General features: G+C 46.5%; 13 protein-coding genes. 11 read left to right on the top strand and 2 right to left on the bottom strand.

The features are described 5' to 3' along the window. Nucleotide 1: 1 nt before the first annotated feature. Nucleotides 2-886, top strand: coding sequence for a helix-turn-helix domain-containing protein (locus NXH67_RS10910; protein WP_272797402.1), 885 nt, complete (start codon nucleotides 2-4; stop codon nucleotides 884-886). On the opposite strand, the gene NXH67_RS10905 is transcribed toward NXH67_RS10910, so the two are convergent. Further along, complete coding sequence (locus tag NXH67_RS10905) at nucleotides 887-1,183, bottom strand: hypothetical protein (RefSeq protein ID WP_272797401.1); 297 nt, start codon at nucleotides 1,181-1,183, stop codon at nucleotides 887-889. It lies immediately after the preceding gene. A 175-nt stretch (nucleotides 1,184-1,358) separates the two neighbouring features. Here NXH67_RS10905 and NXH67_RS10900 point away from each other — a divergent pair, with 175 nt between their 5' ends. From NXH67_RS10900 to NXH67_RS10865, 8 genes are all read left to right on the top strand, one after another. Continuing rightward, a complete protein-coding gene (locus tag NXH67_RS10900; protein ID WP_272797400.1) occupies nucleotides 1,359-3,170 on the top strand; it encodes a carboxylesterase/lipase family protein in 1,812 nt (603 codons plus the stop codon). A gap of 414 nt (nucleotides 3,171-3,584) precedes the next feature. Beyond that, nucleotides 3,585-4,166, top strand: coding sequence for a glycerol-3-phosphate responsive antiterminator (locus NXH67_RS10895; protein WP_022777112.1), 582 nt, complete (start codon nucleotides 3,585-3,587; stop codon nucleotides 4,164-4,166). Between the two features lie 77 nt (nucleotides 4,167-4,243). Further along, nucleotides 4,244-5,749, top strand: a complete 1,506-nt coding sequence (glpK, locus tag NXH67_RS10890; protein ID WP_272797399.1) for a glycerol kinase GlpK — start codon at nucleotides 4,244-4,246, stop codon at nucleotides 5,747-5,749. Between the two features lie 47 nt (nucleotides 5,750-5,796). Next, nucleotides 5,797-7,245: an NAD(P)/FAD-dependent oxidoreductase gene (locus NXH67_RS10885; protein ID WP_272797398.1), complete on the top strand. Its 1,449-nt coding sequence runs from the start codon at nucleotides 5,797-5,799 to the stop codon at nucleotides 7,243-7,245. Then, on the top strand, nucleotides 7,242-8,510 hold the full coding sequence (locus tag NXH67_RS10880) for an NAD(P)/FAD-dependent oxidoreductase (protein WP_272797397.1): 1,269 nt from the start codon (nucleotides 7,242-7,244) through the stop codon (nucleotides 8,508-8,510). The genes NXH67_RS10885 and NXH67_RS10880 overlap by 4 nt, the downstream gene beginning before the upstream one ends. Before the next feature lie 26 nt (nucleotides 8,511-8,536). Beyond that, on the top strand, nucleotides 8,537-8,902 hold the full coding sequence (locus NXH67_RS10875) for a DUF1667 domain-containing protein (protein ID WP_022777116.1): 366 nt from the start codon (nucleotides 8,537-8,539) through the stop codon (nucleotides 8,900-8,902). Between the two features lie 96 nt (nucleotides 8,903-8,998). After that, entirely contained in the window at nucleotides 8,999-9,190 is a 192-nt protein-coding gene (locus NXH67_RS10870) for a hypothetical protein (RefSeq protein WP_272797396.1), read from the top strand. 2 nt (nucleotides 9,191-9,192) lie between these two features. Beyond that, nucleotides 9,193-10,902 carry a PP2C family protein-serine/threonine phosphatase gene (locus NXH67_RS10865; RefSeq protein WP_272797449.1) on the top strand — a complete coding sequence of 570 codons (1,710 nt, stop codon included), beginning with the start codon at nucleotides 9,193-9,195 and terminating at the stop codon, nucleotides 10,900-10,902. Between the two features lie 80 nt (nucleotides 10,903-10,982). Here the strand turns inward: NXH67_RS10865 and NXH67_RS10860 are convergent, their stop codons facing one another. After that, the gene (locus NXH67_RS10860; RefSeq protein WP_272797395.1) at nucleotides 10,983-13,148 is read right to left on the bottom strand and encodes a cellulose binding domain-containing protein; all 2,166 of its coding nucleotides are present in this window, start codon (nucleotides 13,146-13,148) and stop codon (nucleotides 10,983-10,985) included. A 534-nt stretch (nucleotides 13,149-13,682) separates the two neighbouring features. Between NXH67_RS10860 and argH the strand changes: the two genes are divergently transcribed. Together argH and asd are read left to right on the top strand one after the other, a co-directional pair. Next, a complete protein-coding gene (gene argH, locus NXH67_RS10855; protein ID WP_022777120.1) occupies nucleotides 13,683-15,071 on the top strand; it encodes an argininosuccinate lyase in 1,389 nt (462 codons plus the stop codon). 68 nt (nucleotides 15,072-15,139) lie between these two features. Next, nucleotides 15,140-16,225 carry an aspartate-semialdehyde dehydrogenase gene (asd, locus tag NXH67_RS10850; RefSeq protein ID WP_022777121.1) on the top strand — a complete coding sequence of 362 codons (1,086 nt, stop codon included), beginning with the start codon at nucleotides 15,140-15,142 and terminating at the stop codon, nucleotides 16,223-16,225. Nucleotides 16,226-16,241: the final 16 nt, after the last annotated feature.

Raw genomic sequence — 16,241 nt, 5'->3', positions numbered from 1 at the left:
GATGGACAAAGCCCGTAAGATGGACTACAGCAAGTACGAGATATATGATTTTGACAACAGCAGCGCCTTCAATATGTCCTCCGGTTACAAGGAGAGAAGTTATAAGACTCATTGGCACTCCTATGGGGAGATCATTTTGGTGGGCCCCGGAGACACCAACGTGTTTAAGGTCAATCAGAGTACCTACAAACTGGTGGAAGGGGATTTTGTGATCGCCTGGCCCATGGAGATGCATGCCATAGTGGATGCGGACAGGAAAGATTCCCTTGTGATGCAGTTCAGTAATGCCTTCCTGAATACTCTTTTTGACCTTCAGAGGATAATGCATATCTACAGAAATCTGCATGTTATCTGTATCAACACACATCCTGAACTGGCTGAGAAACTCAGGAAGGTCACAATGCAGATGCGAGACATCTTTTTCTCAGGCGGAGCCAACAGGGAGCTTAAGTGCTGTATGCTTCTTATGGAGTTTATGCTGATTCTGGATGAGCACAGAGAGGAGTTGTCGCCGGAGCTTAACCTTAATTCCCAGAATGCCTATGAAGATGACGTCATGAGACGCATGATGATGGTCACGGATTACATCAAAAATAACCTGACGGCAGATGATCTGTCTCAGGGAGCAATGGCCGAAATGGCAGGTATAAGCAGGGATTATTTCTCAAGGATATTCAAGAATATTACCGGGATGAACTACAGCAAGTGGCTCAATATGATCAGAATGGAGAAGGCCACGGAGCTGCTATCCCATAACAATATGACTCTTACTGAGGTGGCAATGTACTCCGGATTTAAGAGCATTCCCAGTTTCAACAGAGTTTTTCATGATGAGAAGGGAATGGCCCCGGGAGAGTACAGGACGCTGTTTGTGGAGGATAAATGATCATTCGCCCTCGGACTTGGAGCTGTCCGCCACCATGCCGATGGATTCCATGGCAACTTCATAGAGGCTTGCAAGCTGTTTGGCGCCTTCATCGTCTTTTTCCGCAAGTCTTCTGTACTGGGTGGTAAAATAGCTTTTTGCCTGTTCGATGGTAGCTTTGGTTATCATATGACCATTGCAGTACATTGCTCCGGTCTCGGCATTGTATTTGCCTGAACTGAAGCTCTTTTTCTGAGCATCACCCATACCCATGGATTTGGCAAGTGACTGGATAAGATCTTCTCTTCCCTGTGGCATAACTACCTCCGACGTTGTTAACAGTTTTGTATATATACTAATAATATTATAACGTATATCAGGGCTTTTGTACCAGAATTTTGGCATTCTGCAAATAAATTATATGCAATTAAATTTTGCAATTGCAATTTAAACCGATATGGATTATACTCCAAAGAAGAATGGAGGTACGATTATGGCATTTTCAATATTTGTTTTGATAATCGGATTAGTATATATTGCAATACTTGAGCTGTCCAAGAACATTATTGCCGGCTGGATCGTGGCTATTCTGGCAATGGCAGCCATGATAATAGGCAGGGTATATCTTATTAAGAAGGACAGGTATGACAAAAAGACCCCCTTTATCCTGTGGGCATGCTTCATACTTGTGCTTATCGTGAATCTCAAAGTGACAGAGCCTCCCATTAAGAGAGTCCCTGCCGTCGATAACAAAAATCCCGATGTGACAGACGTAATAACAATAGATCAGGGTGATCTGACCGGGGTATATAACGCCGATCACTCCGTTAAGGTATATGCAGGTATTCCCTACGCTGCAGCTCCCGTTGGCGACTTAAGATTCAGGGAACCCCAGGCTCCCGAGAGCTGGGAGGGAGTAAGAGCCTTCGACCATTTCGGACCTATGGCAATGCAGAAAAGAGACTCGGAACTATATAGTTCTTTATCCCATATCGTTGGCTGGAATGAATACAATTTCAGATTCGGAGATGAGTACAGAGAGGAAGTCAGTGAGGACTGCCTGTATCTCAATGTCTTTTCCCCGGAGAACAGGCAAGAGGATGAGCTTCTTCCTGTAATAATCTATATTCATGGAGGTTCACTTACCACAGGTACGCCCTCTTATTCAGAGTACAGAGGTGAGGACCTGGCTAAAAGAGGAGTGGTATTTGTTAACTTCGCTTATCGACTCGGTGTCTTTGGCTACTATACCGCCGACGATCTCAAGGCGGAGTCTCCGAACGCAGCAACAGGTAACTACGGACTTCTTGATCAGATAGCAGCTCTTCAGTGGGTATATGACAATATCGAAGCCTTTGGCGGAGACAAGGATAGAATAACAATTGCCGGAGAATCAGCCGGTTCTTCAAGTGTGAATGCGCTGTGTGTTTCGCCTTTGTCTGAAGGGCTTTTCCAATATGCCATAGCAGAGTCCAGCGGTATTTCCATGAAGGTGCCTTTCCATACCTTCAGAAGCTATGAGGATGCAGTTGAGACGGGAAATAAGGTGAGAGAGGAATTCAACGCAGCTTCTTCCCAGGATCTTCGAAACATCCCCGCAGAGGAACTTGTTAAGACAGCAACCCATAACGGCTCCATGACAGTTGACGGCTACGCCATAACAGAGCAGCCCTATCTGACATATCTTAAGGGTGAAAATCATGAGAAGGCTCTTTTACACGGCTTCAATGTTAAGGAGTCTGATGCCTTTATGCTGGGTACAAAGGCAACTAAGGAGAACTATGTTGAACTCCTGGCAGAGGATATCGAGGACTACGCCAAGGAGCTGGCACAGGTGGTTCCCTATGATACCCCTCAGAGAGACCACCACTACATTGTTGATGCCATGGGAGAAGCCAAGGGAGCTCTTAACGTGGCCTACAGCGCCATGTGGTTCTCATATTCCCACCATGTCTGGAACAGATGGATGGTGGAGCAGGGGCGCCCAAGCTATGAATATAACTTCACCAAGACCAACAAGTCCCTATCCAATTATCACGCCGGCGAGCTTCCCTATGCCTACGGCAATCTCTGGAGACATCCCGGCCTCTACGATGAGGAGGATTACAAGCTCTCTGAGATAATGCAGAGCTACTGGGTGAACTTTGCCAAGACCGGCAATCCCAATGGAGATGGGCTTCCTGAATGGGAGATGAGAGATGAGGATCAGACTAAGGTGCTTCAGTTGGATACGGAGATTAAGATGGTAGATGATCCCAATGAAGCTATATATGAGGTAATTGATAAGTTCCAGGATAGTAAATAATGAAATTCATCAAAGATGAATTCATAGTGAGTATAAAAAAATTTGGAGAGAATTGGTACTACATGGAGACGCGTTACTAAAGAGATGTACAAAAATGAAGAGTGATATTTGTTGGATATGCACAAAAATTGTAAAGAAAAGCGGAAACTATTCTATATCCATTGCGTTTTTATAAGCAAAAGTATATTATAGTGTCATGAAATTAATGATGAGACTTGAGAAGAGAGTGTACAGGTGCACGGGAGAGAATCCCGATGTATTCGTGCGCTCAATTTTTATGCAAAAAAACTGCATAAAAATTGAAAATATTATATGCACACTCGCACGATAGGAAGATGTTGCTTGTCGCAACCGTGCTCGGTGCATGAATTTCGCAAGCAAAATTCAAATATATTTGTGCGATAGGAATAATATATGACCAACCGAGAATTCATTGAAAAAGTGGAAGCCTGCCCCATAATCGCGGCGGTGAAGGACGACGAAGGACTGGAAGCGGCCCTTAGGGAGGAAGTGGAGATCATCTTTGTTTTGTACGGAGATATCGTTACCATTCCTGGGATCGTGGACAGGATAAAGGCAGTGGATAAGGTGGCAATGGTCCATGTGGATCTACTTACCGGTCTTAATAATTCCAAGGACGTTTGCACCGACTTTATCAAGAACAACACCAAGGCAGACGGCATCATAACCACCAAGAGCGGGCTGATCCAGCATGCCAAGGAGCTGGGCCTTAATACGGTGCTGAGGTATTTCATCCTGGACAGCATGGCGCTTACAAACATAGAGAAGCAGGCTGCCAATAAAACCATAAGACCCGATCTCATCGAATTTCTGCCGGGAATAGTACTTCCCAAGATGATCAAACGCATCAACAGAGTCAGCAGAGTTCCCATAATCGCAGGGGGACTGATCTCAGACAAAGAAGATGTAATGAATGCCCTGGACGCAGGAGCAATCGCCATTTCTTCCACCAACGAGGAAGTATGGCAGCTGTGACCTGCAGGTCAGACAGACAATAAATAAGCTAAGCAATGGTTTCCAAGCAAACCGTTCATATAAAAGGAGAAGTGAGTATGGCAAAATACGTAATGGCCTTGGATTCAGGCACAACCAGCAACAGATGTATTCTGTTCAATGAAAAGGGAGAGATGTGTTCTGTGGCTCAGAAGGAGTTCACACAGTTTTTTCCTCAGCCCGGATGGGTTGAGCACGACGCCAGTGAGATATGGCAGGTACAGCTGTCGGTGGCAAGGGAGGCAATGAGCAAGATCGGCGCCACCTACGAGGATATAGCCGGCATCGGAATTACCAACCAGCGAGAGACCGTGATCGTCTGGGACAGAAAGACAGGACAGCCCATATCCCACGCCATAGTATGGCAGTGCAGACGTACAGCGGACTTTGCTGAGGAGATGAAGGCCAAAGTCCCCGGAATCGTTGAGAAGTTCCAGCAAAAGACAGGACTTAAATTCGATCCTTACTTCTCAGGAACCAAGATCAGATGGCTTCTGGATAACGTTGAAGGCGCAAGAGAAAGAGCGGAAAAAGGCGAGCTCTGCTTTGGAACCGTTGATTCCTGGCTTATATACAAGCTCACCAAAGGCGCCGTTCATATTACAGATTATTCCAACGCATCTAGAACTCTTTTGTTCAATATAAATACCCTGGAATGGGATGAAGAGTTATGCGAAATTCTTGATATACCCATGAACATGCTTCCTGAGGTTAAACCCTCCAGCTGCGTATACGGTGAGACCGATGAGGAGTTCTTCGGAGGCCCCATCAAGATCGCAGGAGCGGCAGGAGACCAGCAGGCAGCCCTCTTCGGACAGACCTGCTTTAACGAAGGAGATGCCAAGAACACCTATGGTACAGGGTGCTTTATGCTGATGAATACCGGTGACAAGCCGATCTTTTCCAAGAATGATTTGCTGACCACCATCGCCTGGGGCATCAACGGCAAAGTTACCTACGCCCTTGAGGGGTCGGTATATGTGGCAGGAGCCGCAATTCAGTGGCTTAGAGACGAGCTTAGAGCTATCGACTCAGCTCCCGATTCTGAATATTTTGCCACAAGAGTTGATGACACCAACGGCTGCTACGTGGTTCCCGCATTTACAGGCCTTGGCGCACCCTACTGGGATCCTTACGCAAGAGGAGCAATCGTGGGACTTACACGAGGCGTTAACAAGTACCACATCATAAGGGCAACACTGGAGTCACTGGCATTCCAGACCTACGATGTGCTTCACGCCATGGAACTTGATACAGGCAAGAAACTCACCTCCCTTAGAGTGGACGGCGGGGCTTCCAAGAACAACTTCCTGATGCAGTTCCAGGCAGATATCATCAACACCAATGTAATAAGACCAAGCTGTGTTGAGACTACAGCCCTGGGAGCTGCCTACCTCGCAGGCTATGCGGTGGGCTTCTGGAAGGACAGAGACGATGTGTGCAGCAACTGGTCCATAGAGAAGACCTTTGCCTCACAGATGTCCAAGGAGAACAGGGAAAAAGAGCTTAAGGGCTGGCAGCAGGCAGTTGCTTCCACCAGAGGCTGGGCTAAAGAAGTGTATTAATAGATTTATATAGATACAGCCGGGGGGCTGTAAAGGAGAATGACGATATGTATGATGTGATTGTAATCGGAGCCGGTGTTAGCGGCTGCGCGGTAGCAAGAGAACTCTCACGCTATCAGGTAAATGTATGTGTCCTTGAAAAATGCGAGGACGTCTGCGAAGGAACCTCCAAGGCTAATTCAGCTATTGTTCACGCCGGATTTGATGCCGATGAAGGTTCACTTATGGCTAAGCTCAATGTCCGCGGAAATGAGATGATGGATCAGCTTGCAGCAGACCTTGATATTCCCTTCAAGAGAAACGGCTCAATGGTAGTCTGCATCCATAAAGAGGAGCTGGACGGTCTTCAGAAGCTCTATGACAGAGGTGTAAAAAACGGTGTTAAGGGCCTTAAGATACTTTCCAGAGAGGAAGCTCTTACCATGGAGCCTAACCTCTCAGATGACGTGGAAGGCGCTCTCTATGCACCCACAGGCGGAATCATCTGCCCCTTTGAACTGACAATAGCCATGGCTGAGAATGCCAATGTCAACGGCGTGGAGTTCAGATTCAACACAAGAGTTGAGGATATCAAAAAAGGCGAGGACGACCTTTGGCACCTTCGTACCAACAACGGTGAATACGTGGCTAAATACGTTGTCAACGCAGCCGGTGTCTACGCTGACAAGATCCACAACATGGTAAGTGCAGACAAGATGCACATCATCGAGAGACGAGGCGATTATTGCCTTCTTGACAAAGAGGTTGGCGGATATGTTTCTCACACTATTTTCCCTCAGCCTACCAAGTACGGTAAGGGCGTTTTGGTAACTCCCACCGTTCACGGTAACCTCCTTGTAGGCCCCACAGCCATCGACATCGAGAACAAGGAAGGCACAGCCACAACAGCAGAGGGCATTAACGAGCTCCAGGCCAAGGCCAGCGAGAATGTGAAGAACCTTCCTCTTAGAAACGTCATCACCTCCTTCGCAGGACTTCGTGCTCACCTTGAGCAGCATGAATTTGTAATTGAAGAAGTCAAGGATGCACCTCATTTCATTGACGTGGCAGGTATCGAGTCTCCCGGACTTTCTGCTTCTCCAGCCATCGGCGAGATGGTAGCAGGAATGCTCAAGGATAAGATGGAACTTAAGGAAAAAACAGATTTCATCGCCACACGAAAGGGCATCACAAGAACTGAAGGCCTTACTATAGAAGAGATGAATGAACTTATCAAAAAGAATCCAGCCTACGGAACCATCGTCTGCAGATGTGAATCCATCACAGAGGGTGAGATTCTGGATGCAATCCACAGACCTCTTGGCGCCAGAAGCCTTGACGGTGTTAAGCGCAGGACCAGAGCAGGAATGGGAAGATGTCAGGCAGGCTTTTGCTCACCCAGGACCATGGAGATTCTTAACAGAGAGCTGGGTCTTACATTTGAAGAGATAACAAAGAGCGGCGGCAAGTCCAACATTGTAATAGAGAGAACCAAAGGGGAGGTATCAGGATCATGAAGACATACGATATTGTGATAGTAGGCGGTGGTCCTGCCGGCCTTGCAGCAGCAGTAGCCGCTAAAGAAGCAGGAAATGACAGCATTTTAATATTGGAGAGAGACCACGAGCTGGGCGGAATCCTGAACCAGTGCATCCACAACGGCTTCGGGCTTCACACCTTCAAAGAAGAACTTACAGGCCCTGAATATGCCTACAGATTCATCAAGCAGGTTCTGGACCTGGGAATCGAATACAAGCTTAACACCATGGTAATGGACATAGCAGAGGACAAGACTGTTACCGCCATGAACAGGGAGGACGGAATGTTCCAGATCCCTGCCAAGGCAGTTATCCTTGCCATGGGCTGCAGAGAAAGACCCAGAGGAGCCCTGAATATCCCCGGCTACAGACCTGCGGGAATCTTCTCAGCGGGAACAGCCCAGAGACTTGTTAACATCGAAGGCTACATGCCCGGAAGAGAAGTTGTTATCCTTGGCTCCGGCGACATCGGACTTATCATGGCAAGACGCATGACCCTCGAAGGCGCCAAGGTCAAGGTAGTGGCAGAGCTTATGCCATATTCCGGCGGCCTTAAGAGAAATATCGTACAGTGCCTTGACGACTATGGAATTCCGCTCAAGCTCTCACATACAGTAGTTGATATTGAGGGCAAAGAGCATGTGACCGCAGTTACCATCGCAGAAGTAGGCCCCGACAGAAAGCCTATTCCCGGCACCGAGGAGAGATACACCTGCGACACACTTCTTTTATCCTGTGGACTTATCCCTGAGAACGAGCTCTCAAGAGCAGCCGGCGTCAACATGAGCCCCGTAACCTCAGGCCCTGTTGTAAATGAGTCCCTTGAGACCAACATCCCCGGCGTATTTGCCTGTGGTAACGTGCTTCACGTTCATGACCTGGTGGACTATGTTTCTGAGGAAGCTAAGAGAGCAGGTCAGAACGCGGTTAAATACATTAACGATGGTTGCAAGACCAAAGGCTCCGATAACATCATTGAACTGGTGGCTACACAGGGTGCAAGATACACCGTTCCCAGCACCATCAATGTTGACAGAATGGATGACCTTCTCACAGTTAGATTCAGAGTTGGCGATGTGTACAAAGACTCCTATGTCAGCGTATATTTTGACGATGAGAGAGTGATGCACAACAAAAAGAGGATCATAGCCCCCGGCGAGATGGAGCAGATAATACTTAAGAAGACTCAGCTCACAGAGAAACCGGGCCTTAAGAAGATCACCGTCAAGATCGAGCAAGAGTAATCAGGAATCGGAAGGAGCTTAAATATATGGAGAACAGAGAACTTACCTGCATAGGCTGTCCCATGGGCTGCCAGCTGACGGTAACAATGGATAACGGAGAGGTTACCGAGGTTAAGGGTAACACCTGCCCCAAGGGCGATATATATGCAAGAAAAGAGGTGGTTAACCCCACCAGAATCGTCACCAGCACTGTTAAGGTAACAGGCGGAGACAAGGAGAGAGTATCGGTGAAAACAGCAAACGATATTCCTAAGAGCAAGATTTTTGAAGTGATGAAGGATATCGACGCAGCTACCGTAGCAGCTCCCATCAGCATAGGAGATGTTCTGGTAAAAGATGTTGCCGGAACAGGCGTAGACGTTATCGCCACAAGAAACATCCTTGCTGTATAATGTGACTGCACATGTTATTACTGTTTTTTGCCATAAGCGTTTTTTATTCGTATATAATTATAGAGTAGGATATAACGGCTTACGGGAGGGTATAATATGGCCAAAAACAATGAAAAGACTAAGAAACAGAAGGATGAAAAGCTTACCGGCAAACAGCTTTCCAAGGTAACCGGGGGAGTAATGGGTGGCAGCGGAGCAACGACGAGGATTGGTGGAAAGTCTATGGGGGCTGGTAGCATCGGTCTTGTTCCCGACAATCCTCCGGATGGCAATGGGCCGTACCTGTGAAGATGAAACAGGCTTCTCAAAATAAGAATAATTCACTTCAGAGGGTAGTACTTGAGGCTATCCTCTTTTGTGCGTGCACAATTCTGGTAATGTTCATAGTGCTTGATGGCCTGATCGTTATAGGACCAACTTTGAGGGCCTATAAACGAGAAGCTAAGCATTTGGGGAATTTTGTTACCTCCCTCATCGGCAATGAGTATCTGGAGCAGTGCTACGCTGCGGTAAAAGATGTATATTACTCTACACCTGAAGAAATAAGAGCTGACCAGTTCGCAGACGATTATGTACAAAGAATCATTGTCAATATTGATAATGAGTACAAGGCTAACAGAAATATGATCTCTGCCTGCAGAAGCGATGCGGAGCTTCAGAACATTTATTATGTTTTTTACGATGAAGAATACGATCGAATGGTCATAGTTTTTGACGGAAACGAAAGATCCAGGGCTTTTCTGCCCGGACAGTGGATTTCCAATGAGAACGGCAGTATCGAGAGCCTTCCTGTCATTAACAAAACTATTTCCTCTGAGTGGTTCATGCCGGTCTCTTATGGAGAACAAATTGGTTTTGTGGGAACCGATTATGAAGGGATATATGACAGCGAGGGTAACCTAATAGGCTACCAGGCAATTACCATAACCATCAACACTATTTCCCAGAGAATCAATACATTCCTTGCTCTGGTCATTCCTGTCCTGATCATATTCATGATTCTAATAGGCATCAGAATCAACAAATGGATAAAAAAGAGATTCTTAAGCCCTATAGAACGACTTACGGAAAGAGCCGGTATCTACAATGAACTAAGTAAAGCTAAGGAGGGCAAAGAGAAGGGCGGAGTGTTTAAGGACCTTAACATCAACACAGGAGATGAGCTGGAGGTTCTCTGGAGAACTATGGTGGACATGGAGGATGATATTGATGATGCCATGAAGCGGATAGCAGTGGAAGCTGCCGAGAGTGAGAGAATGGCCACCGAGCTGGAAACCGCCAGAAATATCCAGTGCGGTATCGTTCCGCTGGAATATGAGCTTAAGGGCGAAGGCTTTGAGGCCTTTGGCTGCGGACATCCCGCCAGGATGGTAGGAGGAGACTTTTACGATATCTTCCAACTGGACAGTGACAATACCTGCGTCATCGTAGGTGATATCTCCGGAAAAGGAATCTCTGCCGCACTCTTTATGATAATGGTCAAATCCACTATTAGAGAAAAGCTCCGAACCGGAGAGTCCCTTTCAGAGGCCCTTAACACCGTCAATAAAGAGATCTGCAAGAGTAACCCCGAGTCCATGTTCGCCACAGTATTTGCAGCCAGACTTGACACAAAGACCGGAATCATCACCTTTGCAAACGCAGGCCACAACACACCGGTGGTTCTGGCGGATACGCCTTCATTCCTTGACGTCGACAGCGGAATCATACTTGGTCTCTTCGAAGACATGAACATTCAAGAATCAAGCATCACCCTCAAACCAGGGCAGGGTATCTTCATCTACACCGATGGTGTAACTGAAGCCTTCAACAAGAACGACGAGGAGTACGGAGGCGACAGACTCATTGAGACTATCAGCACAAGCTATAGCCATTACAATAACTCCTACGACTCCAAACTCGTAGTATCCGATGTAGTCGACTCCGTCAACCTCTACTCCCAGGGCCTTGACCAATCCGACGACATCACCTGCGCAGCAATTATCTATAATCCAAATTAGCACATATAGAAAGGCCCACAAGATGATCAGTCTTGTGGGCCTTTCATTGTTTAGCCTTACCAGGATGTAATCATATTAGTTTAGTTAAGTGTGTATCCGATTGTGCTTCCGATGGATCCGCTACCCTGAATTCCGAAGTAAGCAGCATCGCCTGCGTAGATTGTAGAGTTCCATGACTCAGGAGTGATCACATAATAATCACCTACGGATGCAACCTTTACACACCAGCTGTTGTCAATCTTAACATCGCTCTTCTTAAGCTTAAGTGTCCAACCGTTAACAGCAGTCTTGGAATTGTTAACAACCTTAAAGTTGATTGTGTAGTTACCCTGACCACTGATTGTGTACTCAAGAGTAAGGTCGTTATCTACAACGATAGGCTCGGGTTCGGGCTCGGGTTCAGGCTCGGGTTCAGGTTCGGGCTCAGGCTCGGGCTCCGGCTCAGGTTCAGGCTCGGGCTCGGGTTCCGGCTCAGGAGTAGGCTCGGGCTCTGAAGTACCTTCACCAACAGCGAAGAGCTCGATCTTATCCTTTACATGTGATGAACCCTGGAAGCCAAATTCTACGGATCTGCCGGGATCGATCACTGAATTCCAAACAACAGGAGTGATTACGTAGTAGTTGCCTTCTTCAGTAACATTTACATTCCAGATAGAATCGATACCAACATCGTTCTTGTTAACCTTAACTGTCCATGTCTCAGCCTTAGCTGTTCCATTGTTGGTAACCTTAACATTTACCTGATATCCTGATCCCCAGTTATTAACTGTGTAAGAGGTTGAAAGACCGGTCACTACAGGCTGAGGTTCGGGTTCGGGCTCGGGTTCGGGCTCGGGTTCAGGCTCGGGTTCAGGCTCGGGTTCAGGTTCGGGCTGAGGATCGGGCTTAACGGGAGCTTTTCTTGCGTGCCAGGAATCGACACCAATTGATGTGCCTGACAGTGTAGAAACGAAGTAAACATCATGTATTCCTGTAACTACAGTCTTGGGCTGGAAGTGCTTCTCTGTGAAAGTATCAGCATCGTTAGCCTTGAAGTTTCCGATTGATGCTCCGTCAGGGCTGTCAAGTCTTACATCAACAACTGCAAACTGATTGGACTTAACTGTTGCATAGAGAACAGCAGCGCCGTCAGAACCAAACTCAACATTCTTGAATCCGATGTATCCGTTAGCACGAAGAAGAGCATATGTTGTGCTGCCTGATACAAGAGTAGCAGCGGCCTGCTTAACAGTAGCTGACTCAGCCTCTACAGTGTTGTAAGGATCAACTGCTGTAGGCTCGGGCTCGGGTTCCGGCTCAGGTTCGGGTTCCGGCTCAGGTTCGGGCTGAGGATCGGGCTTAACAGGAGCCTTCTTAGCATACCAGGAATCAACGTTTACAGATGTGCCGTCAAATACTGATACGAAGTAAACATCATGAACACCTGCAACAGAAACCTTGGGCTGAACAGACTTGGTATAGAATGTATCTGTAGCATTAACCTTGATGTTGCCTACGAATGTTCCGTCAGGGCTGTCAAGTCTTACTTCAACAACAGCGGGTTTGCTGGACTTGGCTGTTATAGCTATGAAAGCTGTATCCTCAGCGAACTCAACGTTCTTGAAACCGATATAGCCGTTAACCTTCATAGAAGCATATGAAACACCGTCAGCTGAAAGAACCGCAGCGCCCTTCTTTTCAGTAGCGGACTCGGCCTCTACGGTTGTGTAAGGATCGATAGTGTCGTATACAGGTGTAGGCTCTGGCTCGGGTTCGGGCTCAGGTGTAACATCTGCGGGAGTTGCTGACCAGAAGTCTACATCAACACTTCCGTAGGTTCCTACAAAATAGAGAGCGGAGTAATTCTTGGCACTTGTGAGTGCGTTGGCTGTGAAATCCTTGAATTCTCCGTTAGTGTTTCCAATTCTGAATTTAGCAAGTACGGGGCCGTCAACGGAGCCAAGTCTGGCTTCTACGATGGAAGCACCTTCTGAACTTGCATTAAATGTAAGTGACTTAACATCCTGGCTAAAGTCTACGTCCTTAACCATGAAGTAGTCGTCCTTCTCAAGACCTGTAACGATGACCTGTCCGGGAATTCCTCTGGCTGTTGATACGCCTGAGCTTCCGAAATTGGACTCAGCCTGGATGGTCTGATAAGGGATGAGCTTAGGAGCAGCATAAGACGTGAAAGACGATAAGCTGCTTGTTACTACCATGAATCCTGCGAGAGCAAGACTCGTCAATAAAGCAAATTTTCTTCTCATAAAATACCCCCAAATGATGTTCTGTAAGGCTTGGTTAGTGGTTTGCTCGAGCACTTAAATAGTAACATTAAACGATTAAGGGCACTTTCGAAAACTTGCACACACGCTATCAAAAATTGTCCAATATTACGGCTTTTGTAAAAAAACGGCGAAATAGCCAAAACCTTGAAAGGTTGCATGGTTCCTTTTACTTAATAAAATTTGTGACCATTTCGTGAACTGTAATTTTGAAATATACATTACAGATACAGTAATATGTGTCCGCATCACAAAGACATTTGTCTTTTTGCCTAAAGAATGATATTATTCTCAATAACATTTGTGCAATAATATACATTGTTTTTCTCATTCAAGTATGTTAAATTCTGATTATAATTTTTTTTGCTTTAATGAGTCAACGTATTAAACACTGTATAAATATCCAGTTTATACTGGAATTATCCACTAATATTCATCTTTTATACAACATTTTTCAACCGATTTTACTTAACTTACTTAACACTTACATAATTATTTAGATATTGGAGATTTACGATGGCACAGTTATGGGGCGGTAGATTTACCGGAAATATCAATGAACTGGCATGGAATTTCAATGCTTCCATCACCTTTGACAAGAGGTTTCTGGAGGTGGATGTCATGGGTAGCAAGGCTCATGCAGCCATGCTGGCAAGACAGGGCATCATCACCAAGAAGGAACAGGAGCAGATTACAGAGGGACTTGATTCCATCCTTTCCGATGTTAAGGCAGGGAAACTTGAGATTACCACCAAATATGAGGATATTCACAGTTTTCTCGAGGCCAATCTCATAGACAGGATAGGAGATGCCGGCAAGAAGGTTCACACAGGCCGCAGCCGCAACGATCAGGTGGCTCTGGACATGAGGCTATATGCAAGAGGCGAGGTCGAGCATACCGCAGATCTTCTTATGAATATGCTTAAGACCCTGAATGATATCATGAAGGACAACCTCACCACCTACATGCCGGGCTTTACTCATCTTCAGAAGGCTCAGCCCGTTACACTGGCTCATCACGTAGGTGCCTACTTCGAGATGTTCAGAAGAGACCTTCTTAGAATGAAGGATATCAGGAATAGAATGAACTATTGTCCTCTTGGAGCAGGGGCTCTTGCCGGAACCACTTATCCTCTGGACAGAGAGTTCACAGCTTCCGAGCTTGGCTTTTTTGGCCCAACACTTAACAGCATGGATTCGGTAGCCGACAGAGACTACCTTATAGAATACCTGTCAGCACTTTCTACTATAATGATGCATCTCTCCAGATTCAGCGAGGAGATCATCATCTGGAACTCCAACGAGTACAGATTCGTGGAGATTGACGATGCCTATTCCACAGGCAGCAGTATCATGCCTCAGAAAAAGAATCCGGACATCGCAGAGCTGGTAAGGGGCAAGACAGGAAGAGTATACGGAGACCTCACATCTCTTTTGACAACCATGAAGGGTATACCTCTTGCCTACAACAAGGATATGCAGGAGGACAAGGAGGCGGCCTTTGATGCCATAGATACAGTGGACAACTGCCTCACACTTTTCACCGACATGCTCCGTACCCTCAAATTTAATAAGGACAACATGGAAAAGAGCGCAATGATGGGCTTTACCAATGCGACAGATGCAGCAGACTATCTGGTAAACAAGGGAATGCCTTTCAGGGACGCACATTCCGTTATCGGACGTCTGGTGCTTTTTTGTATTGATAAGAAGTGTGCGATTGATGACCTTACATTGGAGGAACTCAAGGAATTCTCAGAGCTCTTCGATAAGGATATATATGATGCCATCAGTCTTGAGACCTGCGTTAACAAGAGACTTACGATAGGAGGACCAAGCCCTTCCAAGATGCAGGAAGTTATAGCATTCAATGAGGAGTTCATGACATCATTTACCATGGAGTAACAGTTTGCATTAGTGTAAATTAGTGACATATGTCACCATTAATATTTATAAGAAAGAGGAGAAATATTATGAGCGAGAAGTTACAGGTAGCGGTTCTTGGCGGAACAGGTATGGTAGGACAGAGATTTATTTCTATTCTCAACAACCACCCCTGGTTTGAGGTTAAGACTATTGCAGCAAGCCCCAGGTCAGCAGGACAGACCTATGAAGAGGCTGTAGGCAGCAGATGGAAAATGGATGGTCCTATCCCCGAGTCTGTTAAGAATATCGTTGTTAAGGATGTTACAGATGTTAAGGCTGTTTCAGAGGACGTTGACTTCGTACTCTCAGCTGTAAACATGTCCAAGGATGAGATCAAGGCCATTGAGGAAGAGTATGCCAAGACTGAGACTCCCGTTGTTTCCAACAACTCAGCTCACAGATGGACTCCCGATGTTCCCATGATCATTCCCGAGATCAATCCCGAGCACATGGATGTCATCGAGTTCCAGAAGAAGAGACTTGGAACCAATGCAGGCTTCATCGCAGTTAAGCCCAACTGCTCAATTCAGAGCTACACACCTGCTCTTACAGCATGGAAAGAGTTCGAGCCCTACGAGATGGTAGCAACAACCTACCAGGCTATCTCAGGTGCCGGCAAGAACTTCGAGGAGTGGCCGGAGATGGTTGGTAACGTTATTCCTTTCATCGGAGGAGAAGAGGAGAAGTCAGAGAAAGAGCCCTTAAGAATCTGGGGTAAGGTTGAGAACGGCGTTATCGTTCCTTCCAATGACATGAAGATCACCTGCCAGTGCATCAGAATCCCTGTTCTTTACGGTCACACAGCAGCTGCCTTCGTTAAGTTCAGGAAGAACCCTACCAAGGAGCAGCTTGTTGAGAAGCTCGTTAACTTCAGCGGACTTCCTCAGAAACTGGAGCTTCCCAGCGCACCTAAGCAGTTCATCCAGTACATGGAAGAGGAGAACAGGCCTCAGGTTACTCTTGATGTCAACTACGAGAACGGCATGGGCGTAAGCATCGGAAGACTCAGAGAAGACACAATCTATGACTGGAAGTTTGTAGGACTTTCACATAATACACTTCGCGGCGCAGCAGGCGGTGCAGTAGAGTGTGCAGAGCTTCTTAAGGCCAGCGGATATATCAATAAGAAGTAATGTAATTGTTCACAAT

The organism is Butyrivibrio sp. DSM 10294 (assembly GCF_028539135.1).
In the GTDB taxonomy this organism is placed as follows: domain Bacteria; phylum Bacillota; class Clostridia; order Lachnospirales; family Lachnospiraceae; genus Butyrivibrio.
The sequence above is the reverse complement of the archived record's forward strand: the minus strand, read 5'-3'. Positions and strand labels throughout refer to the sequence as shown.

Coding starts and splice junctions, on each gene's coding strand:
- NXH67_RS10910 (WP_272797402.1), top strand. CDS start 2: ATGGACAAAGCCCGTAAGATGGACTACAGCAAGTACGAGATATATGAT.
- NXH67_RS10905 (WP_272797401.1), bottom strand. CDS start 1,183: ATGCCACAGGGAAGAGAAGATCTTATCCAGTCACTTGCCAAATCCATG.
- NXH67_RS10900 (WP_272797400.1), top strand. CDS start 1,359: ATGGCATTTTCAATATTTGTTTTGATAATCGGATTAGTATATATTGCA.
- NXH67_RS10895 (WP_022777112.1), top strand. CDS start 3,585: ATGACCAACCGAGAATTCATTGAAAAAGTGGAAGCCTGCCCCATAATC.
- glpK (WP_272797399.1), top strand. CDS start 4,244: ATGGCAAAATACGTAATGGCCTTGGATTCAGGCACAACCAGCAACAGA.
- NXH67_RS10885 (WP_272797398.1), top strand. CDS start 5,797: ATGTATGATGTGATTGTAATCGGAGCCGGTGTTAGCGGCTGCGCGGTA.
- NXH67_RS10880 (WP_272797397.1), top strand. CDS start 7,242: ATGAAGACATACGATATTGTGATAGTAGGCGGTGGTCCTGCCGGCCTT.
- NXH67_RS10875 (WP_022777116.1), top strand. CDS start 8,537: ATGGAGAACAGAGAACTTACCTGCATAGGCTGTCCCATGGGCTGCCAG.
- NXH67_RS10870 (WP_272797396.1), top strand. CDS start 8,999: ATGGCCAAAAACAATGAAAAGACTAAGAAACAGAAGGATGAAAAGCTT.
- NXH67_RS10865 (WP_272797449.1), top strand. CDS start 9,193: ATGAAACAGGCTTCTCAAAATAAGAATAATTCACTTCAGAGGGTAGTA.
- NXH67_RS10860 (WP_272797395.1), bottom strand. CDS start 13,148: ATGAGAAGAAAATTTGCTTTATTGACGAGTCTTGCTCTCGCAGGATTC.
- argH (WP_022777120.1), top strand. CDS start 13,683: ATGGCACAGTTATGGGGCGGTAGATTTACCGGAAATATCAATGAACTG.
- asd (WP_022777121.1), top strand. CDS start 15,140: ATGAGCGAGAAGTTACAGGTAGCGGTTCTTGGCGGAACAGGTATGGTA.